This is a genomic window from Bradyrhizobium sp. i1.15.2, assembly GCF_040548425.1.
Classification (GTDB): domain Bacteria; phylum Pseudomonadota; class Alphaproteobacteria; order Rhizobiales; family Xanthobacteraceae; genus Bradyrhizobium; species Bradyrhizobium canariense.
In genome coordinates this window covers 43,772-64,955 of record NZ_JBEPRQ010000014.1, presented here as the reverse complement: position 1 = coordinate 64,955, position 21,184 = coordinate 43,772, and the positions used below count along the sequence as shown (strand labels likewise).

Here is a 21,184-nt window from a genome sequence, read left to right as displayed (position 1 = left end):
GGATCAAGTATCTCGGAACAGCCGAGAAGACGCTTAGGCCCGTCGATAGAGTTGCAAATAGCTCGGCGAGAACAGCGCCGCGTCCTTGAGCGCATCGAGATCGGTGATGGTCAGCGTGCGATCGCGCAGCACGATCAGGCCGGAGGCACGCAGCTCCTGAACCGTGCGGTTGAGATGGACCACCGACAGGCCGGTGGCGTCCGCAAGATCCATCTGCGTCACCGGCATCACGCAGGAATTGCCCTCGACCATCCCGACAGGACGCAGCCGCTCGATGATCTCGCAGAACAGATGGGCCACGCGTTCAAAGGCCACCCGGCGGCCGAGATTGATGGCCCATTCGCGCTGGATCGCGTTGTTGACGAGCGTCTCGCACCAGAATGCTTCCGCCAGCGCGCGGTCGGCAGCCACGAGACCTTCGAACCGCGCGCGCTTGATTTCGGTGTAGACGACCGGCGTCATCGCCGCGATGGAATGATCCATCACCGACAACAGGAACGCGTGCGCGTCGCAACTTTCGCCGGGAAAGAGAAAATTGACAATTTGGCGCCGGCCGTCCTCCAGCGTCTTGTAGCGGCAGAGCCAGCCCGACAGCACGAGGCGCACGCTGTCGACCGGATCGCCCTCCGAGATCAGATCCTCGCCCGCCCCTGCACGCTGGATTCCTTCGAGCATTGCGTATTCGAGCGAGGTGCGGGCCTCCATCGACAACGGCCTCAGCACGTTTAGCCGGCGAATGACCGGGTCCACCTGGCTGCGATCTAGCGTCGACAAGGGCATCAGTTGGCCACCGCCGGTGTATGAAACGCCCGCTTGCTGAGGGGCATGGTGATCGTGCATTCCAGTCCCCTCGGATTGAATGCCAACCTGGTCTGCCCCTTGAACTCGAACGCGAGTGTGCGCTCCAGAAGCTCGGCCCCAAATCCTTTGTGCGGCGGCGGCGCAACCGGCGGCCCACCGCGCTCCCGCCACTCGAACACCAGCTCCGCCGGGTCGGTGCCCTGCTCGAGGCGCCAGGAAATCTCGATGCGACCAGTCGGCCGGCTCAGGGCGCCGTATTTGAGCGCGTTGGTCGCCAATTCGTGAATGGCAAGGGCGAAGGTTTCCGCGGCCTTCGACTGAAAACGCACCGTGGGGCCGCTGACCCGTACCTGCTCACCTTCCCTGGCATTATAGGCCAGCAGCTCCTCGACCGCGAGGTATTCGAGATCAACGCCGCCCTCGGGATCGCGGGTCACCAACGCCTGGGTTCGGGCGAATGCGTTGAGCCGGCCATCGAGATGGGACGCAAACTCCTCGACCGTCGAACTGCTATCGGCCGTGCGACGGGCGATCGAGCGGACCACGCCGAGCGTGTTACGGACCCGATGCTGGAGCTCGGCCAGCAGCAGGCGCTGCCGCTCCTCGGCGCGGGTAATGGCGGTGATGTCGACGAAGGTGATCACGACCCCCGCGATGAAGTTGTCGATGCTGCGATAGGGCAGGATGCGCACGATGTAGCGCGTGCCGCTGTCCGGATCCCTCAGCTCGCGCTCGGCGATGGCAAGCGTCCGCAGCACGCCGCGAATGTCGTCATAGAGCTCCTCGATCGGGATGCGGGCCTTGATGTGCGCGATGGGGCGGCCTCTGTCGGTTTCGACGAGATGCAGAACCTGCGTAATCGCCGGCGTGAAGTTCATCACGCGCAAATCGTTGTCGAGGAATACGGTCGCGATCTGCGTGCTCTCCAGGAAATTCTCGAGGTCGCTGGTGGCGCGCGTCAATTCCTGGACGCGGTGAGCCAGCTCGCCGTTGACGGTGGTCAATTCCTCGTTGACCGACTGCAGTTCCTCGCGTGAGGTTTCCAGTTCTTCGTTTGCGGACTGAAGCTCTTCATTGAGCGACTGGTATTCCTCGTTCGAGGACTTCAGCTCCTCGTTGGTGCTTTCGAGCTCTTCGATGGTTGCCTGAAGGCGCTCCCGCGTCGCCCGCAACTCGCCCTCGATACGCTCGACATGCTCGGTCTGCACCAACGCATTGGGCTTGCCTTCGTCGGCATCGATGGCGCGCACCGGGCCGTCCTTGAACAGGACGACGAAATTGCGATCGCCACTGCCGCCCTCTTGGATCGGCTCCACCGTGATGTCGACGGGAATGTGCTGGCCGTTGGCGCCGAGCTGAACCTGCTCGGCATGGGCCGGCTCGTTCGTCTCCGACGCGCGGCTGAGCACCGCGCGCAGGTCCAGGCGGAGATCGCGGTGGACGAGTTGGAGCAGATCGAGCGTGGCGGCGCCTGCCGTCGGCTCGATGTAGCGTCCGGTGCGCCCGGAGAAGTGCAGGACCTGAAAGTTGCTGTCGGCAATGACATAGGCGGGCGCATAGCGCTCCGCGATCCGCTGCGCGCGACGCTCCAGCCCAATGTCGGGGCGGAAGGAGCGCGCTGGCGCTATCTCGAGGTTTGCCTTCCCCGCGGCGGTCGTGATCGGAAATTCCGGCGGCAGCCGCGTTCCGGTCTCGAGCTTCTTGAAGATGCGGGCGCGGCGGTCGACCGGTACGAACAGTTTTGGATGCCGCGTCACGTTCTCGGAATTGCCGAGGAACAGGTAACGATCCGGCAGAAGCGCGAAGTGAAAGAGCGGGATCACCCGGTTCTGCAATTCGGCATTCAGATAGATCAGCAGGTTGCGGCAGGAGACGAGATCGAGCTTCGAGAACGGTGCGTCCTTGATGACGTTGTGCTGCGAGAAGATGCACATCTCGCGCAGCTCCTTGACCACGCAATAGGTATCACCCTCGCGCACGAACCAGCGCGCCAGGCGCTCGCCGGTCATCTCCGCTTCGATCTTGGTGCGATAGCGGCCGACGCGCGCAGCCGCCAGCGCCCGTCCGTCGATGTCGGTCGCGAAGATCTGAACCTGCGGTGGCGAGTCCATTTTGGCCATGTACTCGCGCAGGAGGATAGCGATCGAATAGGCCTCCTCCCCGGTGGCACAGCCGAGCACCCAGACGCGAACCTGCTGGCTCGCGTCCTTGCCTTCGAAGAGCCTCGGGACGATCTGGCTCTCCAGCACCTCGAATTCGCGGTTGTCGCGGAAGAATTCGGTGACGCCGATCAAGAGGTCGTTGAAGAGGTGCTGCGCCTCGTCCTGGTCGTTGCGCAGGAAATCGACATAAGCGGAAATGTCGCCGATCTGGACCACCTGCATCCGCCGCTGCACGCGACGCAGGAAGGTGTTCTGCTTGTAGCCGTGGAAATCATTGCCGGTCTTGCTGCGCAGGATGTCGGCGATGCGCGACAGCGAGGTCGCTGCAGCGGCCAGCACCTCGTCGAACCCCTGCTTCTCCTCCAGCCGGCGCAGATGACGGGCATAGACCTGAATGTGCTCGGCGATGTCTTCGGCGGTCAGCACGTAGTCGGCGATCGCGGCCGGCGTATCGGCGTCCTTCAGATGATCCGCCTCGTCGCTCGCGCCTTTTTCGGCGATGGCAAGGCCACCGTGGTCCTTCAGTGTCGCGGTACCCAGTGTGCCATCGCCGCCGATGCCGGACAGGATCACGCCGATCGATTGCTCGGCGCGTTCTTCCGCCAACGACACCAGGAAGCTGTCGATCGTGGCCCGCTCGCCGGGCGCCTGCTCGGCCGGGCGGACGCCGAAGCGACCGCCGTGGATCGTCGTGATCATCGCGGGCGGGCACAGATAAATCGTGCCACCCTCGATGGTCTGGTCATTGCCGACGTCGGAAATCTTGCCACCGTGGGAATTTCGCACGATCTGGCGCAGCCGCGGCTCGTCGAGGGCCTCATGATGCTGGAACGCCAGCACGACGGCCTGGTCGGCGCCCACGGTCAGCTTGGAAAAGAACCGCTCGACGCTATCCAGAGCTGTCGGCGCGGCGCCCACCCCGATGATCAGCGGAGACCTGGTCTGGCGCTCTCTTTCGACCGGCTGGTCGCCGATTTCATGCATGGTCTCGATAGCCTCATTCAGTGACGGGAACCAGAGGACGCCCGCTCGCCGGAAATAGCAGAATTGATATTATCCCAACAGGCGCAAGGCGGAAACGTCACGCTGCGTTCCGTACGGCGAGCATTGGGTGTTCGGCATGGAGCTTAGGCGGCCTGCCAACGCCCCCTGGATCACTCCGGACCGACTTGCTGCCGGAGATAGCTAATCCGCTGCTCGATCAGGATGCGGTGGCGGAGCCATTCCGTCAGGGTCTGCTTCAGCACCTCGACCAACCGCTCCGCCTGGCCGGCGTCGTGGCCACCGGCACTGAGTTCACGGATCCGATCCTCCTGATCGCGGATGCGCTGCGAACCCTCCTCGATATCCCGATCGGCTTTGATCAGATGGCGGCGCTCGGTATCGAGCTGCTCGGTCCATTCGGCGAGGGAAATGGTCATGGCGACCTCCTCAGGCCTCCCGCTTGCGAACCGGAGGATCGAGCGACTTTAGCACGACCCTCCGGATCATGTCGGCATATTCGCGATATTCGGCAGCCCGCGCCTGGTACATCTCGGCAACCGCAGGCCGGCCGTTGCGCCGTCCGTCCGAGGCCATGCGCTGCACCAACTCAGCCCGCTCCTCAATGATGCGCAGTGCGACCCGCAGGGCTTCATCCACTTGCCCCTCCTGCTCTTTTGCGAGGATGTCGGCGGCAAAGGCGTGGCCCACCTGGCAACGGAAGCGCATCGGGTGCGATTCCTTCATCTCGGACAGCACGCCCCCGCAGGCCGGACAGGTCAGCGCAACCGGATCGGCCATCGAGACGAGACTGTCACTGCCGATCCGCTCGCCCGCCGCGATCTCGACCTCGAGCCGGATCTCGGGCGGGATCGGCAGCGCGGCACCCGCAACCTCCCTGGCGAGATCCGACAGAACGTCGCCCATGCCGGCGCCAGGGACGCAAAGATCGATGATGGTCGCCTCCAGGGCGCTTCTTGGCATTTCATCGGCGATGGCGTCCGAGGGGTCCTGAACCACCGAGGTTCCGCCGCAACGCTTGATGGCGTTGAGACCGGCCGCACCGTCGGACAACAGGCCGCTGAGGAGCACACCGATGACGCGCGGGCCGTAGTTGATGGCGGCCGAGCGGAACAGGGCGTCGATGGCCGGCCGGACCATGTTCTCGCGCGGACCGCGCCCGAGGAACACGTGATCCTCGGATAGCAGCAGATGATGGTCCGGTGCGGCCAGATAAACCTGGCCGGGCTCGATCTTCATGCCATTTTCGGCCTGCCGGACCGGGAGCGGGCCGGCGCTGCTGGCGACCGTCGAGAGAATGCCGATGCCCTGCGCCGGGATGTGCAGCACGATGAACACCGCCGCGGGCAGATCGGGCGGGAGACGGCCGAGGATCTGCTTCAGCGGCGCGGTCGCGCCGGCCGAGCCACCTATGACGATGATGTCGCGGTTGCTCATGGAACCCACTATCGGTTGTATCGTTATACCAAGGCGGGTCACCGCCCAATGTTCCTATGGAAGGCAAGGGATGGAAGGTACCATGGCGATTTCGGCTGGATCGTCAGGTCCACGGTCGCCGCTCAGCGGGCGGCGCATCTTCATTGTCGAGGACGAATATTTTCTCGCCGATGACATCGGCAAGGCATGTCAGGCGCTCGGTGCAGAGGTCGCGGGGCCGGTCGGTGATCTCGATGACGCGCTCAGTATCCTGCGTGACGGCGGCATCCTGGATGCCGCTGTGCTCGACGTGAACATCCGCAGTGAAATGATCTTTCCTGTGGCGCGCGAACTGAAGGCAAGGAACATACCTTTCATTTTTACGACCGGATACGACAAGGTCGCGATCAGTCCGGAATTCCACGACGTGCCCATCCTGGAGAAACCGATCGATCTGCCTGCGATGGCGCAGCGGCTGGCGGCGCTCATCTCCGATCCGAACGGTTGAGCCGGACGGCGATCAGAACAGATGCGCGAAAGCGAGCCAAGCGGTCACCGCCAGGCACAAAAGCACCGCAGCATAGGGCAATGCGATCCGCAAACAGCAGCCCTCCCCGGTATCAGCCCATCATCATCCAGACGATCGCCGCCATCATCACCAGAAAACCCGTGATTGCCGTTGCGACAAAGGCCTGTTCGACGCGATCCATCGGCATCGCAGCCCCCTTTTTCCAGCCGAACCAGTCTGAGGGCTCGGGGAGCTTTGCGCATTAGGCTATGTGAATCGGCGTGCTCCTTTGTGTCTGTCTGCGGGATCGGCCGCACCGCCCAGCAGAGATTGCGAGAGCATCGTTCTACGACTTCGCCGTGCCCGGCTCCGCCATCTTGCGATGTTGCTTGGCCAACATCTCGTTCGGCGTGACGTTGGCGATTGTGGTCTGGATCTTGTTCTTCATTCCCGTCACGATGTCGGATTCGCCGCGCAACATGGCGTCGAAGCCGGCCTTCGCGACGTCGTAGGCACTATCCTTCTGCTCGGTGCCGACCTTGGTGTCCATCATGTCGGCGCGGCGGAAGAACTCCGTTTCGGTGGCGCCCGGCATCAGACAGGTAACGGTGACGCCGCTGTCGCGCAGCTCCTCGCGGAGCGCAAAAGAGAATGAATCGAGAAACGCCTTGCTGGCGTTGTAGACCGCCTGAAAACTGCCCGGCGTGAATCCGGCAACCGAGCCGGTGATCAGGATACGGCCCGAATTGCGGCGGAGCATCTCGTTGCCGGCGCGATGGATCAGATACAGCGTGCCGGTGATGTTGGTGTCGACGACGTGCTTGATCCTGGCAAAATCCTGATCGAGGAATGCCTTGCCGAGGCCGACGCCGGCATTGGCCAGCAGCGCGTCGATCGGCCGGTCGCCGACCGCGGCGCAGAGCTTGTCGACGCCGTCGGTGGTAGCGAGATCTGCCTCGACTGGCTCGACGCTGGCGCCGAGCCTGCGGAGATCGACGGCCACCCTCTCGATCTCGGGCTCATCCGCCGCGATGACAAGGTTGAAACCTGCCTGGGCACAGCATCTTGCGAGTTCCAGGCCGATGCCGGTGGAGGCGCCGGTGACGACGGCAAGTTGATTGGCGGGCATGAGCGTATCCTTCTCGTATTCTCGCGATGACGTTGATGACGCTCCAATGGCTGCAACCGCCTCTCGTTCCTATCCAGGCCAAACCTCCCGCCGAAGCAAACCTCCCGCCGAAGACTGTGCGGTGCGAAGATTTTCCACGTGCGATAGCAACCATCGTTCGTTGTTCGACTTGGATGCCTCGTAGCTCGCGGGAGGACAGAGATGAAGGCGCTGGTTTGGCACGGCAAGGAAGACATTCGCTGCGACACCGTCACCGATCCTGAGATTCAGGATCCGCGTGATGCCATCATCAAAGTCACGAGCTGCGCCATCTGCGGCTCGGACCTGCACCTCTTTCACAATTACATTCCGGGCATGCTGCCCGGCGACATCATGGGCCACGAGACCATGGGCGAAGTGGTCGAGGTCGGCTCCGGCGTCGACGGCAAGCTGAAGAAGGGCGACCGCGTCGTCGTTCCCTTCACCATCATTTGCGGCGAATGCGACCAGTGCAAGCGCGGCAATTTCTCGGTCTGCGAAACCACCAATCGCAAGAGTCATCTCGCGGAAAAGGCGTTTGGTCATTCGGGCGCCGGCCTGTTCGGCTATACGCATCTGACCGGCGGCTATCCGGGCGGTCAGGCCGAATATCTGCGCGTGCCGTTCGCCGATGCCACCCATATCAAGGTGCCCGCCGGCATTCCCGACGAGCAGCTGCTGTTTCTCAGCGACATCTTCCCGACCGGCTGGCAGGCAGCCGTGCAATGCGACATCGAGCCGACCGACACGGTCGCGATCTGGGGCTGCGGGCCCGTGGGACAGATGGCGATCCGCAGCGCCATCCTGCTCGGCGCCAACCAGGTGATCGCGATCGACTGCCTGCCCGAGCGGCTCAGCATGGCCGAAGCCGGCGGCGCCACCACCATCAACTTCGAAAACGAAAGCGTCCTGGAGCGGCTCGAGGAGCTCACCGACGGCAGAGGCCCCGAGAAGTGTATTGATTGCGTCGGGATGGAGTCGCATGTGATGGCCTCCCTGCCCGACACGCTGCTCGACCGCGCCAAGCAGATGGTGATGGTGGAGAGCGACCGGCCGCATGTTCTTCGCGAGATGATCTATGTGTGCCGGCCCGGCGGCATCATTTCGGTGCCGGGCGTGTACAGCGGATTCTCCGACATGCTTCCGATGGGCGCCTTCATGAACAAGGGCCTGACGATGCGCACCGGCCAGACTCACGTCAACCGCTGGACCGACGACCTGCTCCATCGCATCGAGGAAGGCCAGATCGATCCGTCCTTCGTCATCACCCACACCGTCCCGCTCAGCCAAGGCCCCGAGATGTATCAGGTGTTTCGCGACAAGCGCGACTCCTGCGTCAAGGTCGTGCTGAAGCCCTGAGGAGCAATATCCATGTTCCATTTCTCCAACATCGTTCGCACCAAGGGCGACCCCAAGATCGTCGCCGGCGGCCCGAGCCTGAAGCGGACCGAAGACCAGCTCGCGCGTGCGCTCGGCTGGTTCAGCATTGGCCTCGGCGTCGTCGAATTCTTCGCGCCGCGGCGCGTCACGGAAACGCTGGGCATGGAAGGCCATGAGACGCTGGTCCGCGCCTTCGGCGTGCGCGAGATCCTTGCCGGGATCATGTCGCTCTCCGTCGACAAGAACGCCGGCTTGTGGGCCCGCGTCGGCGGTGACGGCCTCGATGCCGCCGCGCTGCTCTCGGGGCTGACCGCGGACAATCCCAAAAAGGGCAATATCGCGCTGGCGCTGCTGATGGTCGGCGGCATCGCGATGCTCGACTACCGCGCCGCGCAAGACACCAAGCCGCGGCGGCCACCGCGCGATGCGGGGCGCAAGCTGTATCCGAACCGCAGCGGCTATCCCAAGGGCATCGAGGGCGCCCGAACCGCTGCCAAGCAGATCGCAGCGCACGCCACGGCGGGGCGGACCTGACGAAGCACGACGAGGTGATGCAAGACAGTGATGCAAGGCAATGAGCGAGGCGTCCCGTAACGAAGGTGCGTGGTGGGAATCCGCCGTCATCTACGAAATCGCACTGATCTCGTTCCAGGACTCGGACGGTGACGGCAAGGGCGACCTTGCCGGCCTGACATCGCGCATCGACTATCTGAAATGGCTCGGCGTCGACGCGGTGTGGCTGACGCCGATCTCCAAGAGCCCGTTCCGCGACCTCGGCTACGACATCTCGGACTACTGCTCCATCGACCCTGCGTTCGGCAGCCTCGATGCGTTCGACCGCCTGCTCAAGGCCCTGCACGCGGCGGAGATCCGCCTGATTCTCGATCTCGTGCCCAACCATACCGCGAACGATCACGCGTGGTTCGTCGAGAGCAGCAGCTCACGGAACAGCGCGAAGGCCGATTGGTACATCTGGGCCGACGCGGCCGAGAATGGCGGCCCGCCCAACAATTGGCTGAGCCGCTTCGGCGGCAGCGGTTGGGAATGGTGCGAGGCGCGACGGCAATATTACTACCATTCCTTCCTGGTCGAGCAGCCCGATCTGAACTGGCGCAACCCGCAGCTGCGCGCCGCGATCGCCGATGTCATGCGCTTCTGGCTCGATCGCGGCGTCGACGGCTTCCGCGTCGACGCCAGCGCGGTCCTGATCAAGGACGCGCTGCTGCGCGACAATCCGCATAACCCGCGAGCGAAAGGCAAGCCGCCGCCGCAGCGCCAGACGCCCGTCTTTACCGACGATCGCCCGGAGACGATGGATTGCATCGAATTCATCCGCGAGGTGATCGACGGGTATCCGGGACGAATGTTGTGCGGCGAAGTCCAGGGCAAGACCGACCGCATCGGCCACTTCTACGGCAACGACCGACCGCGCCTGCATCTACCGCTCAATTTCGCGCTGCTGGACTCGCAATGGGACGCGCTGTCCCTGCAAGCAACGATCGACGCGTATTTCAACGCTATCCCGGATCATGCATGGCCGGTCTGGGTGATCGGTGGCCACGACAAGCAGCGAATCGCGAGCACGATCGGCGACGCGCAAATGCGCGTGCTGGCGATGCTGTTGATGACACTGCGGGGAACGCCGTTCTTCTTCATGGGCGACGAGATCGGCCGCAAGCGCGTTCCCATTCCGCCCGACCGCGTCCACGATCCCTTCGAGAAGCTCGTGCCGGGGTATGGCCTTTGCCGCGATCCCGAACGCGCGCCGATGCGATGGGATGACAGCAGCAACGGCGGCTTTACAACCGGCGATCCATGGCTGCCGCTCGAGCCGCCCGACGGCGCGGCCAACGTGGCCACGCAGCAGCGCGACCCAAGTTCGATCCTGGCGCTGTTTCGCGCGCTGATGACGCTGCGGCGCGAGCACGCGTGCCTGCGCCACGGCGGCTACGAGCCACTACGCGCGCAGAACGACGTTCTGGCCTACAGGCGGACGCATGGCGGCAACGACATTCTGGTTGCGCTCAACATCGCCGCCGAGCCGCGGAAATGGCACTGGCAAGGTCGCGGCCGTCTGCTGATATCCACGCATCTCGACCTGCCGTCCGAGCCGTTGCCGGACGCCTCCATCCTGCTCCGCGGCAATGAAGGCGTGATCATTGCACTCGACGCACGATGACGGCCGAGGAACCATCAGCGAGTCAGAGAGTCTCATTCAACGCTTCCGACGTCCCCCCTGCCGGAGGCCGAACAGACGAAACCGCGGCCCTGGCGCTCATCCCCCTTCAAGCGCCGGGGTGGCGGCGTGAGCCTGGAGGCAGACCATGAGCAAGACCAAGGGCCTCGGTCAGCGGATCGCTGGCAAGGCGAAACAGGCCGTCGGCGAGATCGTCGGCGATCAGGATCTCCATGAGGAAGGCAAGGAGCAAGCGGAGCGCGGCCGGGACGAACAGAGCAAGCCGAGCGAGCTCAATCCGTTGAAGAAACTCAATCAGCTGACGTGAACGCCGCCGCGCCGTCGACCATTTCCAATTCAATTCGCACCGGTGATAAAGGCGCCTCACGGCGACGCTCGCGCTGGGTCGCCGCTGCCGAACTCGGCCTGATCAGCAGCACCTTCTCGACCATCGTCAGCCAGCTCTTCGCCGCGCGCATCGGACGCGATGCCGCCGTCGACTGGATGACGGTGGCCGCCATCCCCGCACGCGATTGGGCGATCAGCGCGGAGCCGTCGTGGAGCGCGATCCTTGCCGGGATCGCCTTCCACCAATGGGCCGACTTCTCCTGGGCGCTGGTGTTCTTCGGTGTGCTCGGGCGCTGGACCGCCGACCTGCGGCCGCTCACGATCCTGCTGCTCGCGCTGCCCTGGGCCGTGTTCTCGTCAAGCATGGAATGGTTCGTGCTGGTGCCGCTGTTTCCGTTCTGGCAGCCGCTGTTCACGCTGCAGCAGCCCTACTGGATCGGCCTGCTCGTCCACAGCTCCTCGGCGGTGATGTACCCCCTGTTCGCCCGGTTGCGCTGGAGACGAGGCGCGGCACCCGCGCGCGATGTTCGCTTCACCAACGCCTGGATCACCGGCGCGCTGGCTTTGATCGCACTGCTCGGCGCGGCCGCGTTGTTCGGCAGCCATGGTTACGAGCCGCCGTGGATGGGCCGCGACAGGGACGCCGACCAGACTTACATCCGTCACATGACCGCGCATCACGCCCAGGGCATCGCGCTGGCGCGGATTGCCGCAGAGCGCGCACAGGACCCGCATCTGCGAAAGCTGGCGATGCTGATGGTCGCAAGCCAGACCGGCGAGAACCGGATTTTCGAAACGTGGTGGCTGAGCTGGTTCGACACCGAGATGCCCGATTGCAGCTCGGACGAACGTGCCGCCATGCCGGGCTTCCTGACACAGGCCGAGATGCGGCAGGTCAAGGCCGCGCCGGCGGACCGATTCGACACGCTGTTCGTCGAAACGATGAGCAAGCATCACGCAGGCGCAGTCAAGATGGCCGACCAGATGTGGCATAGCGGCGGCGATCTGCGCCTGCGTGTGATGGCCCACGCCATCCGCCACGAGCAGCAGGGCGAGATCGCGCTGATGCACGGCGCCAGCGGCATTGCCGCCGTCGCCACCGCCTTCCACAACATGCTCGGCGACAATGTCAATTGAGCGGATCGTCCCCTACTCCCGCCAGAACTCCGCCAATTCCTCGGCGGTCATCAGATCGACCTGGCCGTGAAAGCGGGTGCGGTACATCGTCATGAGCGCATCATGGCCGACGTCGGACGAGCTGCACAGCGCATCCTCGATGATGACGACCCGAAAGCCGAGATCGACGGCGCTCAGGACCGTCGAGAGCACGCAGACGTCAGTCTCTGCGCCCGTGATCACGACTGTGCCGACGTTCTTCTCGACGAGCAGGCTCGCGAGGCCGGGATTGCTGAATGCCGAATAGGCCGGCTTGTCGATGACGACAGCCGGCGGAACGAAGCCGCTCAGGGCCGGCACGAGTTCGAGACCGGATGGCGGCAGATGTTTGCGGGTCGCTTCGCGCCAGCGACGAAAATAGCGCTGCCACTGTCCGGGCCGATCTTCCGGGTCCTCGGGCGTGATGAATCGCGTGAAGATCGTTCTGGCCTGATGGCGCGAAACGATCGAGGCGATCGTCGGCAAGACCCTCGCCATCCATGGCGTCTCCCAGAGACCGCCAGGAGCGAAAATGTTCTGCATGTCGATGCACAAGTGAACGGCGTCGCTGATGTCGGTCACTTCCGACGCGCTGTCTCTCATCGTCTTTCACCATCAGGAACATGGCCGCGCGCCGGGAGCCGGCATTTCCGCAGCGAGCTCACCGACTGCAATGCGATTCCGACGGCCATCGTTCCCCGGTCATCCGCGCCGGAGGAAGTGCTTGCCGACGCGGACCAATCCAGAGAAGCCCGGCGTCGGTGGAATCGGCTTGCGCCGCTTCCCAACCAAGCGTAATTTTCAACTCTACGTAGCTCATTCGAAAGCATCTATCGGGTTCGGCCAAGCGGGAGACAGCAGTGGCGGATGTCCCATGGCACCTTTCCGGTGACTATTTCGAGAATTGCAGTTGCAGCATCGTGTGTCCCTGCCTGGTGTCGGCGGCGCCCCCGTTGACCGCGCGACCGACTGAGGGCTTCTGCAACGTACCGCTGATCTTCCACATCGAGACCGGCCGCTATGGCGATATCGCGCTCGATGAGCTGAATGTGCTCGTCATCCTCCACGCACCTGGGGTGATGGCGGACGGAGACTGGTCGGTCGCCGCCTATATCGATCAGCGCGCCAACGATGACCAGACCGAGGCCTTGGCTGCAATCTTCACCGGCGGCGCCGGTGGTCCCATGGCTGCGTTCGCGCCGCTGATCAGCAAGAACCTCGGGGTGCGCAAGGTCCCGATCACGTTCCGGATCGACGGCAAGACGCGGTCCGCGGAAATCCCCGGCATCCTGCACATGTCGGTCAATCCGCTACCGACCATGCATCCGAGCGGCGAGATGTGGACGAACATCGGCCATCCGGTCAGCCCCGACGCAATGGTGATGGCCGTTGGCGCCGCCGGCAATACCTTCAGCGATCATGGCATGCGCTGGGATAATTCCGGCAGAAACGGCCTCTATGCGCCGATCCGCTGGTCGAACCAGGTGTGATGTAACTCCCGATACCGGCCTGCATCGGCGGCCGGCGACATCGATCGCACAACATCGATCGCAAATGACGGACAGCCCCATGGAAGCCGTGCTGCGGCGCGATCGCTGGATCGTCGGCGGCGCGATCGGCGTCATTGTCGCGCTGGCATGGAGCTATGTGCTCTGGCTCGCCAACGACATGGACATGGGCGGCATGGACATGACCGAGTTCCGGATGATCCCGGCCGGGACCGGAATCATGCTGCCGGCCAACGCGCCGTGGCGAACGATCGAGTTCGCCTATGTGTTCCTGATGTGGGCGGTGATGATGATCGGAATGATGGCTCCCTCGGCCGCGCCCATGATCCTGATGTACGCCCGCGTAGGCCGACAGGGCAAAGCGCAAGGCAAGCCATTCGCCGCGACCGGCTGGTTTGCCGCCGGTTATCTTTTCGCCTGGTGCGGCTTTTCGCTGGCAGCCACCTTGCTCCAATGGGCGATCGAGCGGGCCGCCCTGCTGAATTCCCGGATGGCGATCGCGAGCAACGTGCTTGGCGCCATCGTGCTGATCGCGGCGGGCATCTATCAATGGACGCGGCTCAAAGACGTCTGTCTCGCCCAATGCCAGTCGCCGTTTCTATTCCTGATGCGCCACGGCGGCTTTCGCAGCGAGCTGCGAGGATGCGTGCTGCTGGGCTTTCGGCATGGAGGTTATTGTGTCGTCTGCTGCTGGGTTTTGATGGCGCTGTTGTTCGTGGGCGGCGTGATGAACGTACTCTGGATCGCGCTTTTATCGTTGCTTGTACTTTTGGAGAAAGTCACGCCGGTCGGACGCTGGATTGCACGCGCTGCCGGCATCGCCTGTGTGGCCGCGGGCACGTGGCTCCTGCTGACCTTGCCGCAGTGATGACGGGTCGCGAACGAGGACCGCGCCGACGGAGCGAACCCTCGGCCGGGAGATCAAAAATCGGAGACTTCTGGAGGCCCCATGCCAGGGTTCGTAGTGCGAACCTGGCGGGCACTGAAGATCGCGAAAAGATCCCTCGCGTGTCTGTTTGCTTGGTGCGCTCGGAGGGACTCGAACCCCCACGATTTTACTCACTGCCACCTCAAGGCAGCGCGTCTACCAATTCCGCCACGAGCGCTTTTGGGGATGCCGGCTTGAGGCTTGAAGGCCAACCGGATCAACGGCGCCGATCTAACAAATCCGCCAGAGGGGTACAAGCCTCCAAAGGCCCTGAATTCCACAAGCTTGGCAGGAAAGTTCCGGCTCCTTGCGCCGGGATCGGCCTTTTCCGCCTGCTCGGGCCGCTACTGCGTGCCCAGGCCGCTACCGCGTGCCCGGGATACGTGGCAGCATCTGCTTGACCTCGACCGCGATGCGGTTGCGGTCGACCAGCACGACGCCGGAGGCGACCGGCAGATTATTGGCCAAAACCTTGACCTCGTCGGCCTCGGTTGCGTCCAGCTCGATGATGGCGCCGCGGGAAAGACGTAATACCTGATGGATCGGCATGGTGGTCGTCCCGAGGACGACCATGAGATCCACGGTGACTTTGTCGAGAGTAGGCACTTCAGGACCACCGCAACTTGGGACTAGGACTAGGGACTTGGAATTTGCGCCTGCGATCATCACCTGGTTATGGTTAGCCAATGGTTAATTCACCTCGAAACCCCCTCCAAAACCAGCGTCAAGAGCTCGATTTGACGTCGTTTTCCGCCTCCTCCGGCGAGCCCGTGGAGTGGCGGATTTCGGACGCGCCCGTGCCCTATCCGGAGGCCGTGGCTGACATGGAGGCGCGCGTCACGGCGATCGCGGCCGGTGAAGCCCCGGAGCTGGTCTGGCTGCTGGAGCACCCCCCGCTCTACACCTCCGGCACCTCGGGCAAGGCCACCGACCTGCTCGATGCCCGATTCCCGACCTTTGCCACCGGGCGCGGCGGTCAGCTCACCTATCACGGGCCCGGCCAGCGCGTGGCCTATGTCATGCTCGACCTGAAGCGCCGGCGCCCGGACGTCCGGGCCTATGTCGCGAGCCTGGAGGAGCTGATTCTGCGGACACTCGCCGCCTTCAACATCCGTGGCGAGCGGCGCGAGGACCGGGTCGGTGTCTGGGTGAAGCGGCCCGACAAGGGACCCGAGCACGAGGACAAGATCGCGGCCATCGGCGTCCGGCTGAAGCGCTGGGTCTCGTTTCATGGCATCGCCATCAATGTCGAGCCGGAGCTGTCGCATTTCGCCGGCATCGTGCCCTGCGGCGTCGCCGATCCCCGCTACGGCGTCACCTCGCTGGTCGATCTCGGCCAGCTCGTGACGATGGCCGATGTCGACGTCGCGCTCCGGCAGGCCTTCGAGGAGCTGTTCGGGCCGACCCGGGCGCTTGTGCCGGAAGCGGCGGCCTAACTTCTGGTCTCTCTCATTCTCCGCAAACCCGGAATCAGCTACGCTCGATTCCGGTGTCGCCCACGCCTCCCCCCTCCGCCGGGAAAGTACATTTCATACCGGGCGAATTGATCATCGGACCGACTGTTCGAGCGCCAGGCATAAGGAGGGGTTGCGTTTCAGCTCGCAATGGGAGGTTTTAGCGATGAGACTGTCTGCACCCATCTATCATCTGAAGCGAAGAGCGAAGCGCCTGTCCCGCGGGGAAGGCATTCCGCTGCACGATGCGCTCGACCGCATCGCCGTGACGGAAGGGTTTTCCGCCTGGAGCATCCTGGCGGCGAAAGCGGCCGCAGCGACGCCCGCCAACCGGCTTTTCCTGCAATTCCAACCGGGTGACCTGGTGCTGGTCGGCGCGCGCCCTGGCCAGGGCAAGACCCTGATGAGCCTCGCGCTTGCCGTGGAGGCGATGCGGTCGGGCCACCGCGCCGCGTTCTTCTCGCTCGAATACACCGAGAAAGACGTTCTGGATCGTTTTCGGGTGATCGGCGCGGACCCAGCGCAATTCGAAAAACTCTTCGAGGTCGATTGCTCCGACGTCATCAGTGCCGACTACGTCGTCAAGCAGATGGCCGCAGCACCGCGCGGCACGGTCGTGGTGATCGACTATCTGCAACTGCTCGACCAGCGGCGGGAAAATCCCGACCTCACCGTTCAGGTGCGCGCGTTGAAAGCATTCGCGCGCGACAAGGGATTGATCGTTGTCTTCATCTCGCAGATCGACCGTTCCTATGATCCCTCGCTCAAGCCCTGCCCTGACCTGGACGATGTCAGGCTGCCGAACCCGCTCGACGTGAAGCTGTTCGACAAGACCTGTTTCCTGAACAAGGACGAAGTTCAGTTTCGCATAGCGAGCTGACGATCCCTGGCAGCCGGTTGAGGCCGCGGGTGCGGTTGTTCACCCGCGGCCTCGCTCCTCATGCCTTCTCCGGCGAGACCTCGAGCTTGCCGGCGATGTAGCGCCGCTCCTGGGTCAGGCCGCCAAAGCCATAGGCGTCGCCCTTGACCTCGTCGACATGCAGATAGGTCTCGTGATGCAGCGGGCCCAGGATCCCGGCCATGTGCTGGAACATCGCGGCGAGATAGGCGGCCTTCTCGTCCTTGGTGTTGGTGCCTTCGCTGACGTGGATGTCGATCCAGTAGCTCGCGAGCTTTTGCTCCGCGAGCGACTTGCCGCCGGCGAACCAGTCGCCCGCCTCCACCGACTTCACGATGATGGCGGTGACCTCAGGATCCTTGTGCAGGATTTTGGCGGTGAGCTCGGACACGGCGCTCGCGATGTCGGCCTTCAGGGAGGGCGACTGGCGGGAGGTGGTGTAGGACACGGTGATCAGCGGCATGGTCGTTCTCCTCGGATGTCGCGCAGGTGTTGCGCGGCGTTGGGGAGAAGCTAGACCCGCCATCGACATTTTGGTATCTTATCTCTGTTGATACCAGTGATAAGATATCATAATGACAGCAACGCTCGATATCGCCACCGTCCAGGCCTTCCTGCTGGTCGGCGACCTCCAGAGTTTTACGCGGACCGCCGAAGCGCTTGGCACGACTCAGGCGGCCGTCAGCCTCAAGCTGCAGCGGCTGGAGACACTGCTGGGAAAACGTCTCGTCGAGCGCTCGCCACGCGCGGTCCGGCTCACGGCAGACGGCGCGACGTTCCTCGATCGCGCCCGCGCGCTGATCGCGGCGCATGATCGCGCGCTATCGGGCGAGGCCTCAGTCGCGCAGTCGCTCTCGCTCGGCATCTCCGACCATGCTGCGGGGCCGGAGCTGGTACCGCTGCTTGAACGCCTGCATGCGATGTCGTCGAACCTCACGCTCGCCGTCACCATCGGCTTCTCGCGCGAGATGCAGGAGGCCTATGATGCTGGCCAACTGGATGCGGTGATCGTGCGCCAGGAAGGCAGCCGACGCGGCGGAGAGAAGCTGGCCGAGGACGAATTCGGCTGGTTCGCATCGAGACGCTTCACCGTGCCCAAGGGGCAGCCTTTGCCGCTCGCGACGCTCGCTCCGCCCTGCGGGGTCCGCGCCATCGCCGTACGCGCGCTCGACAAGGCCGGCCTCGCCTGGCGCGAGCGTTTTGTCGGCGGCGGCGTCACGGCAGTGGTCGCGGCCGCACTTGCCGGACTTGCAATCGCACCGCTGGCGCGGCGGATCGCCCCTCCCGGATTGGTCGATGTCGGCCTCGCCAACAAGCTGCCAAAACTCGGCAGCTCGAAGGTGATGCTCCATTCGAAGGTCAGCGATCCCGCCAAGCTCGCGGCATTGCGCGCGGTGGCGGCGACGTTTCGGAGCGTGGCGGCGGTCTGACCCCGTTTACAAGATCGCCTCTAACGCTGCGAGCGTCTGCTGGTTTGCGTCCTGCATACGGGCTCGCAATGTTGCCTAAAAATGTTTCAACCTCCGGGAACAATCCGCCACGTGCTGCGTTTGCCCCCGTTGAGGCAGGGTCCGGGAATGGTCGAGAAGTCTAGTCAGCAGAGGGACTTGTTCGAAAGCGAACGCAGTTTCCGCCTGTTAGTTGAAGGAGTTGCGGACTACGCGCTCTACATGCTGGATCCCACCGGGAGAATCACCAGCTGGAACATCGGTGGCGAGCGCATCAAGGGCTATTCGCCTGGGGAGATCCTCGGCCAGCACTTTTCCCGTTTCTACACCGAGACCGACCGCGCCAACGGCAAGCCCGCCCGTGCACTCGGCATCGCGCGGGAAAAGGGCCGCTATGAGGAGGAAGGCTGGCGCGTCCGCAAGGATGGCACCTTCTTCTGGGCGAGCGTCGTGATCGATCCGATCTACGAGGCCGGCGAGCTGGTCGGCTTCGCCAAGATCACGCGCGACATCACCGAGCGCCGCAACACCCAGCTCAAGCTCGAGGCGATGCAGAAGCAGCTCGCCGAATCCCAGAAATTCGATGCGCTCGGCCAGCTCACCGGCGGGGTCGCCCACGACTTCAACAACCTCCTGATGATCATCAGCGGCAGCCTGCACATGCTGAAGCGAGGGGCCAACGACGAAGCCAAGCTGCAGCGCGCGATCTCGGCGATCGAGACCGCCACCAGGCGCGGCGCGGCGCTGACCAACCAGCTCCTCACCTTCGCACGGCGGCAGAGCGTCAATCCGCAGGCGATCGACTTCGCCGACCGCATCGCGGCGATCCGCGAGGTGCTCGATGCCGGCGTCGGCAGCTCCGTGCGCCTGGCCTTCGACGTCCGCGGCGACGTCTGGCCGATCAGGACCGACGTTTCCGAGCTCGAGACCGCGCTGCTCAACCTCGTCATCAATGCCCGCGACGCGATGCCCGACGGAGGCACGGTGACGATCGCAGCGCGCAATCTCGTGCTCGACGAGGACCCCCTCGTGGGCCAATTCATCGCGATCGACGTCAGCGATACCGGCCTCGGCATTCCCTCCGACGTTCTCGACAAGATCTTCGAGCCGTTCTTCACAACCAAGCCGATCGGAAAGGGCACCGGCCTCGGTCTCTCGCAGGTGCACGGCTTCGCCCATCAGGCCGGCGGCACGGTGCGGGTCGCGAGCGCGCTCGGCAAGGGCACGACCTTCACCATTCTCCTGCCGCGCGGAGAAGACGAACCGTCGCGCGAGGCGGCGGGAGAACCGGCGTTCCAAGGCAGCGGCACGGTGCTGCTAGTCGAGGACAATCCGGACGTCGCCGCCGTCAGCATCGGTCTTCTGGAGCAGCTCGGCTATCAGGTGCGCCGGGTCGCGGACGCCGAAGCCGCTTTGAGCGAGATAGAGAAGAACGGCGTCGACTTCGTGTTCTCGGATATCGTCATGCCCGGCAAGATGGACGGACTCAGCCTCGCCCATCACCTCCGCCAGATCCGCCCCGGCCTGCCGATCCTGCTCGCCACCGGCTACAGCGAAGTCGCCGCCGGCGTGCGCGGCGATTTCCCGATCCTGCGCAAGCCCTACGAGATCCACGAATTGAGCGAAGCGATCGCCAAGCTGCCGCGGTAATTCTTCAGCTACACCGTCGGCAACACCGAAAACGCCTCCCCTGCCCGGCGCAAGTTCAGCTCATCGACGTCGGCCGTCTCGCTGGTGACATTGTCGACGCGCGAGGACGGCGGGCCGTGGCGGCACAGCGCCACCATGTCGGCGACGTGCTTTGGCGGTCCCGCGAACAGCGCTTCGACGCTGCCGTCACGGCGGTTGCGGACCCAGCCTTCGAGGCCGCACGTCGTCGCCTGATATTCGAGCCAGGCCCGATAGCCGACGCCCTGCACGCGGCCGCGGATCATGACCTGGAGGATCGCCCGGCTCATTGTTTCAGTCCGAGGACATCGGCGCTGCGCGCCTTGACCTCGGCCTCGCGCGTGACGCGGCTGGTCAAGTCCGACGACGGAAGGCCTTTGAGATTCTTCGGCGCAGTGCCGTCGCGCAGCGCCTTCTGCGTCTCGTAGACGGCCTGCGTTGCGGCCGCGATCGGCGCGTGGCCCTGAAGCGCGATGCGCACGCGCTGGCCAGCAAGGTATTCGAGCACGTTCAACTCCTCCGGCGCGCCGCCGAGCACGATCGGCAGGCGCGTGGCGGATGCGACCGCCTCGAGCTCGGTGCGCGACTTGATGCCGGTGAAGAACAGCGCATCGACGCCGGTAGCCTCATAAGCTCTGGCGCGGCGGATCGCATCCTCGATCGAGGTGATCGAGGCCGCACCGGTGCGACCCATGATGACGAGCGAGGGATCGCCGCGGCCGTCGAGTGCCGCCTTCATCTTGCCGACGCCCTCCTCCAGCGAGATCAGCTGCGTCTTCGCTTCGCCGAAGCCAGCCGGCAGCAGCGTGTCCTCGATGGTGAGGCCGGCGGCACCCGCCGCTTCCAGCTCCTGCACCGTGCGGCGCACGTTGAGCGCGTTGCCATAGCCGTGATCGGCATCGACCAGCACCGGAAGTGCCGCCGCACGCGACATCCGCCGCATCTGCTCGGCAAGCTCGGTGAGCGTGATCAGCGTGATGTCGGGGTCGCCGAGCACCGCGAGCGAAGCCACCGAGCCGCCGAACATGCCGAGCGGGAAACCGAGATCCTCGGCGATGCGGATCGAGATGGCGTCGTAGACCGAGCCGGGATGGACGCAAGTCCCGCCCGACAGGATCGAGCGCAGTTTTTCGCGGCGGGAACGAAAGGCCATGGTGCCCTCTCAACTGTTGCGACGCAGCCGCA

The 21,184-nt window shown here is 64.3% G+C and carries 22 protein-coding genes and 1 tRNA gene; 12 read left to right on the top strand and 11 right to left on the bottom strand.

From position 1 onward, the window contains the following. Positions 1 to 33 precede the first annotated feature (33 nt). From ABIB80_RS23780 to ABIB80_RS23765, 4 genes are all read right to left on the bottom strand, one after another. Positions 34 to 780: a Crp/Fnr family transcriptional regulator gene (locus ABIB80_RS23780; RefSeq protein ID WP_007603201.1), complete on the bottom strand. Its 747-nt coding sequence runs from the start codon at positions 778 to 780 to the stop codon at positions 34 to 36. Beyond that, the gene (locus ABIB80_RS23775; RefSeq protein ID WP_219685670.1) at positions 780 to 3,947 is read right to left on the bottom strand and encodes a CheR family methyltransferase; all 3,168 of its coding nucleotides are present in this window, start codon (positions 3,945 to 3,947) and stop codon (positions 780 to 782) included. The genes ABIB80_RS23780 and ABIB80_RS23775 overlap by 1 nt, the downstream gene beginning before the upstream one ends. Positions 3,948 to 4,117: 170 nt before the next feature. Beyond that, the gene (locus ABIB80_RS23770; protein ID WP_219685671.1) at positions 4,118 to 4,384 is read right to left on the bottom strand and encodes a hypothetical protein; all 267 of its coding nucleotides are present in this window, start codon (positions 4,382 to 4,384) and stop codon (positions 4,118 to 4,120) included. 10 nt (positions 4,385 to 4,394) lie between these two features. Further along, a complete protein-coding gene (locus tag ABIB80_RS23765) occupies positions 4,395 to 5,402 on the bottom strand; it encodes a chemotaxis protein CheB (protein WP_219685672.1) in 1,008 nt (335 codons plus the stop codon). An 82-nt stretch (positions 5,403 to 5,484) separates the two neighbouring features. Between ABIB80_RS23765 and ABIB80_RS23760 the strand changes: the two genes are divergently transcribed. Continuing rightward, on the top strand, positions 5,485 to 5,889 hold the full coding sequence (locus tag ABIB80_RS23760) for a response regulator (RefSeq protein ID WP_219685673.1): 405 nt from the start codon (positions 5,485 to 5,487) through the stop codon (positions 5,887 to 5,889). 346 nt (positions 5,890 to 6,235) lie between these two features. On the opposite strand, the gene ABIB80_RS23755 is transcribed toward ABIB80_RS23760, so the two are convergent. Further along, complete coding sequence (locus tag ABIB80_RS23755; protein WP_007603189.1) at positions 6,236 to 7,018, bottom strand: SDR family NAD(P)-dependent oxidoreductase; 783 nt, start codon at positions 7,016 to 7,018, stop codon at positions 6,236 to 6,238. Between the two features lie 201 nt (positions 7,019 to 7,219). On the opposite strand from ABIB80_RS23755, the gene ABIB80_RS23750 reads away from it, so the two are divergent. From ABIB80_RS23750 to ABIB80_RS23730, 5 genes are all read left to right on the top strand, one after another. After that, on the top strand, positions 7,220 to 8,395 hold the full coding sequence (locus ABIB80_RS23750; protein ID WP_219683989.1) for a zinc-dependent alcohol dehydrogenase: 1,176 nt from the start codon (positions 7,220 to 7,222) through the stop codon (positions 8,393 to 8,395). Between the two features lie 12 nt (positions 8,396 to 8,407). Then, entirely contained in the window at positions 8,408 to 8,950 is a 543-nt protein-coding gene (locus ABIB80_RS23745; protein WP_219683990.1) for a hypothetical protein, read from the top strand. A 40-nt stretch (positions 8,951 to 8,990) separates the two neighbouring features. After that, entirely contained in the window at positions 8,991 to 10,595 is a 1,605-nt protein-coding gene (locus ABIB80_RS23740) for an alpha-amylase family glycosyl hydrolase (RefSeq protein WP_219683991.1), read from the top strand. Positions 10,596 to 10,740: 145 nt separating this feature from the next. Next, the gene (locus tag ABIB80_RS23735) at positions 10,741 to 10,920 is read left to right on the top strand and encodes a CsbD family protein (protein WP_007603181.1); all 180 of its coding nucleotides are present in this window, start codon (positions 10,741 to 10,743) and stop codon (positions 10,918 to 10,920) included. Next, positions 10,917 to 12,077, top strand: coding sequence for a DUF305 domain-containing protein (locus tag ABIB80_RS23730; protein ID WP_219683992.1), 1,161 nt, complete (start codon positions 10,917 to 10,919; stop codon positions 12,075 to 12,077). Before ABIB80_RS23735 ends, ABIB80_RS23730 begins: the two co-directional genes overlap by 4 nt. Positions 12,078 to 12,089: 12 nt before the next feature. On the opposite strand, the gene ABIB80_RS23725 is transcribed toward ABIB80_RS23730, so the two are convergent. Next, positions 12,090 to 12,698, bottom strand: coding sequence for a cysteine hydrolase family protein (locus ABIB80_RS23725; RefSeq protein WP_219683993.1), 609 nt, complete (start codon positions 12,696 to 12,698; stop codon positions 12,090 to 12,092). 257 nt (positions 12,699 to 12,955) lie between these two features. On the opposite strand from ABIB80_RS23725, the gene ABIB80_RS23720 reads away from it, so the two are divergent. Next, positions 12,956 to 13,585: a DUF1326 domain-containing protein gene (locus tag ABIB80_RS23720; RefSeq protein ID WP_007603175.1), complete on the top strand. Its 630-nt coding sequence runs from the start codon at positions 12,956 to 12,958 to the stop codon at positions 13,583 to 13,585. A gap of 64 nt (positions 13,586 to 13,649) precedes the next feature. Next, positions 13,650 to 14,471: a DUF2182 domain-containing protein gene (locus ABIB80_RS23715; protein ID WP_219684117.1), complete on the top strand. Its 822-nt coding sequence runs from the start codon at positions 13,650 to 13,652 to the stop codon at positions 14,469 to 14,471. Positions 14,472 to 14,624: 153 nt separating this feature from the next. On the opposite strand, the gene ABIB80_RS23710 is transcribed toward ABIB80_RS23715, so the two are convergent. Both ABIB80_RS23710 and ABIB80_RS23705 read right to left on the bottom strand, forming a co-directional pair. Beyond that, positions 14,625 to 14,709 (bottom strand) — tRNA-Leu (locus ABIB80_RS23710). A 185-nt stretch (positions 14,710 to 14,894) separates the two neighbouring features. After that, the gene (locus tag ABIB80_RS23705) at positions 14,895 to 15,137 is read right to left on the bottom strand and encodes a FliM/FliN family flagellar motor switch protein (protein ID WP_007603171.1); all 243 of its coding nucleotides are present in this window, start codon (positions 15,135 to 15,137) and stop codon (positions 14,895 to 14,897) included. 80 nt (positions 15,138 to 15,217) lie between these two features. On the opposite strand from ABIB80_RS23705, the gene lipB reads away from it, so the two are divergent. Both lipB and ABIB80_RS23695 read left to right on the top strand, forming a co-directional pair. Beyond that, the gene (lipB, locus tag ABIB80_RS23700; protein ID WP_219683994.1) at positions 15,218 to 15,967 is read left to right on the top strand and encodes a lipoyl(octanoyl) transferase LipB; all 750 of its coding nucleotides are present in this window, start codon (positions 15,218 to 15,220) and stop codon (positions 15,965 to 15,967) included. Between the two features lie 184 nt (positions 15,968 to 16,151). Next, a complete protein-coding gene (locus ABIB80_RS23695) occupies positions 16,152 to 16,865 on the top strand; it encodes a DNA helicase (protein ID WP_219684119.1) in 714 nt (237 codons plus the stop codon). Positions 16,866 to 16,923: 58 nt separating this feature from the next. Here the strand turns inward: ABIB80_RS23695 and ABIB80_RS23690 are convergent, their stop codons facing one another. Then, positions 16,924 to 17,346 carry a tautomerase family protein gene (locus tag ABIB80_RS23690; RefSeq protein ID WP_219683995.1) on the bottom strand — a complete coding sequence of 141 codons (423 nt, stop codon included), beginning with the start codon at positions 17,344 to 17,346 and terminating at the stop codon, positions 16,924 to 16,926. Positions 17,347 to 17,458: 112 nt separating this feature from the next. On the opposite strand from ABIB80_RS23690, the gene ABIB80_RS23685 reads away from it, so the two are divergent. Further along, positions 17,459 to 18,313 (top strand): LysR family transcriptional regulator, encoded by an 855-nt coding sequence (locus ABIB80_RS23685; protein WP_219683996.1) that lies wholly within the window; start codon positions 17,459 to 17,461, stop codon positions 18,311 to 18,313. 147 nt (positions 18,314 to 18,460) lie between these two features. Then, complete coding sequence (locus tag ABIB80_RS23680) at positions 18,461 to 19,981, top strand: PAS domain-containing hybrid sensor histidine kinase/response regulator family protein (RefSeq protein ID WP_219683997.1); 1,521 nt, start codon at positions 18,461 to 18,463, stop codon at positions 19,979 to 19,981. Positions 19,982 to 19,989: 8 nt separating this feature from the next. Here ABIB80_RS23680 and ABIB80_RS23675 read toward each other — a convergent pair whose 3' ends face one another. After that, entirely contained in the window at positions 19,990 to 20,289 is a 300-nt protein-coding gene (locus ABIB80_RS23675; protein ID WP_219683998.1) for an acylphosphatase, read from the bottom strand. Beyond that, on the bottom strand, positions 20,286 to 21,152 hold the full coding sequence (locus ABIB80_RS23670) for an isocitrate lyase/PEP mutase family protein (protein WP_219683999.1): 867 nt from the start codon (positions 21,150 to 21,152) through the stop codon (positions 20,286 to 20,288). Before ABIB80_RS23670 ends, ABIB80_RS23675 begins: the two co-directional genes overlap by 4 nt. Positions 21,153 to 21,184 lie beyond the last annotated feature (32 nt).

Coding starts and splice junctions, on each gene's coding strand:
- ABIB80_RS23780 (WP_007603201.1), bottom strand. CDS start 780: ATGCCCTTGTCGACGCTAGATCGCAGCCAGGTGGACCCGGTCATTCGC.
- ABIB80_RS23775 (WP_219685670.1), bottom strand. CDS start 3,947: ATGCATGAAATCGGCGACCAGCCGGTCGAAAGAGAGCGCCAGACCAGG.
- ABIB80_RS23770 (WP_219685671.1), bottom strand. CDS start 4,384: ATGACCATTTCCCTCGCCGAATGGACCGAGCAGCTCGATACCGAGCGC.
- ABIB80_RS23765 (WP_219685672.1), bottom strand. CDS start 5,402: ATGAGCAACCGCGACATCATCGTCATAGGTGGCTCGGCCGGCGCGACC.
- ABIB80_RS23760 (WP_219685673.1), top strand. CDS start 5,485: ATGGCGATTTCGGCTGGATCGTCAGGTCCACGGTCGCCGCTCAGCGGG.
- ABIB80_RS23755 (WP_007603189.1), bottom strand. CDS start 7,018: ATGCCCGCCAATCAACTTGCCGTCGTCACCGGCGCCTCCACCGGCATC.
- ABIB80_RS23750 (WP_219683989.1), top strand. CDS start 7,220: ATGAAGGCGCTGGTTTGGCACGGCAAGGAAGACATTCGCTGCGACACC.
- ABIB80_RS23745 (WP_219683990.1), top strand. CDS start 8,408: ATGTTCCATTTCTCCAACATCGTTCGCACCAAGGGCGACCCCAAGATC.
- ABIB80_RS23740 (WP_219683991.1), top strand. CDS start 8,991: ATGAGCGAGGCGTCCCGTAACGAAGGTGCGTGGTGGGAATCCGCCGTC.
- ABIB80_RS23735 (WP_007603181.1), top strand. CDS start 10,741: ATGAGCAAGACCAAGGGCCTCGGTCAGCGGATCGCTGGCAAGGCGAAA.
- ABIB80_RS23725 (WP_219683993.1), bottom strand. CDS start 12,698: ATGAGAGACAGCGCGTCGGAAGTGACCGACATCAGCGACGCCGTTCAC.
- ABIB80_RS23715 (WP_219684117.1), top strand. CDS start 13,650: ATGACGGACAGCCCCATGGAAGCCGTGCTGCGGCGCGATCGCTGGATC.
- lipB (WP_219683994.1), top strand. CDS start 15,218: ATGGTTAATTCACCTCGAAACCCCCTCCAAAACCAGCGTCAAGAGCTC.
- ABIB80_RS23695 (WP_219684119.1), top strand. CDS start 16,152: ATGAGACTGTCTGCACCCATCTATCATCTGAAGCGAAGAGCGAAGCGC.
- ABIB80_RS23690 (WP_219683995.1), bottom strand. CDS start 17,346: ATGCCGCTGATCACCGTGTCCTACACCACCTCCCGCCAGTCGCCCTCC.
- ABIB80_RS23685 (WP_219683996.1), top strand. CDS start 17,459: ATGACAGCAACGCTCGATATCGCCACCGTCCAGGCCTTCCTGCTGGTC.
- ABIB80_RS23680 (WP_219683997.1), top strand. CDS start 18,461: ATGGTCGAGAAGTCTAGTCAGCAGAGGGACTTGTTCGAAAGCGAACGC.
- ABIB80_RS23675 (WP_219683998.1), bottom strand. CDS start 20,289: ATGAGCCGGGCGATCCTCCAGGTCATGATCCGCGGCCGCGTGCAGGGC.
- ABIB80_RS23670 (WP_219683999.1), bottom strand. CDS start 21,152: ATGGCCTTTCGTTCCCGCCGCGAAAAACTGCGCTCGATCCTGTCGGGC.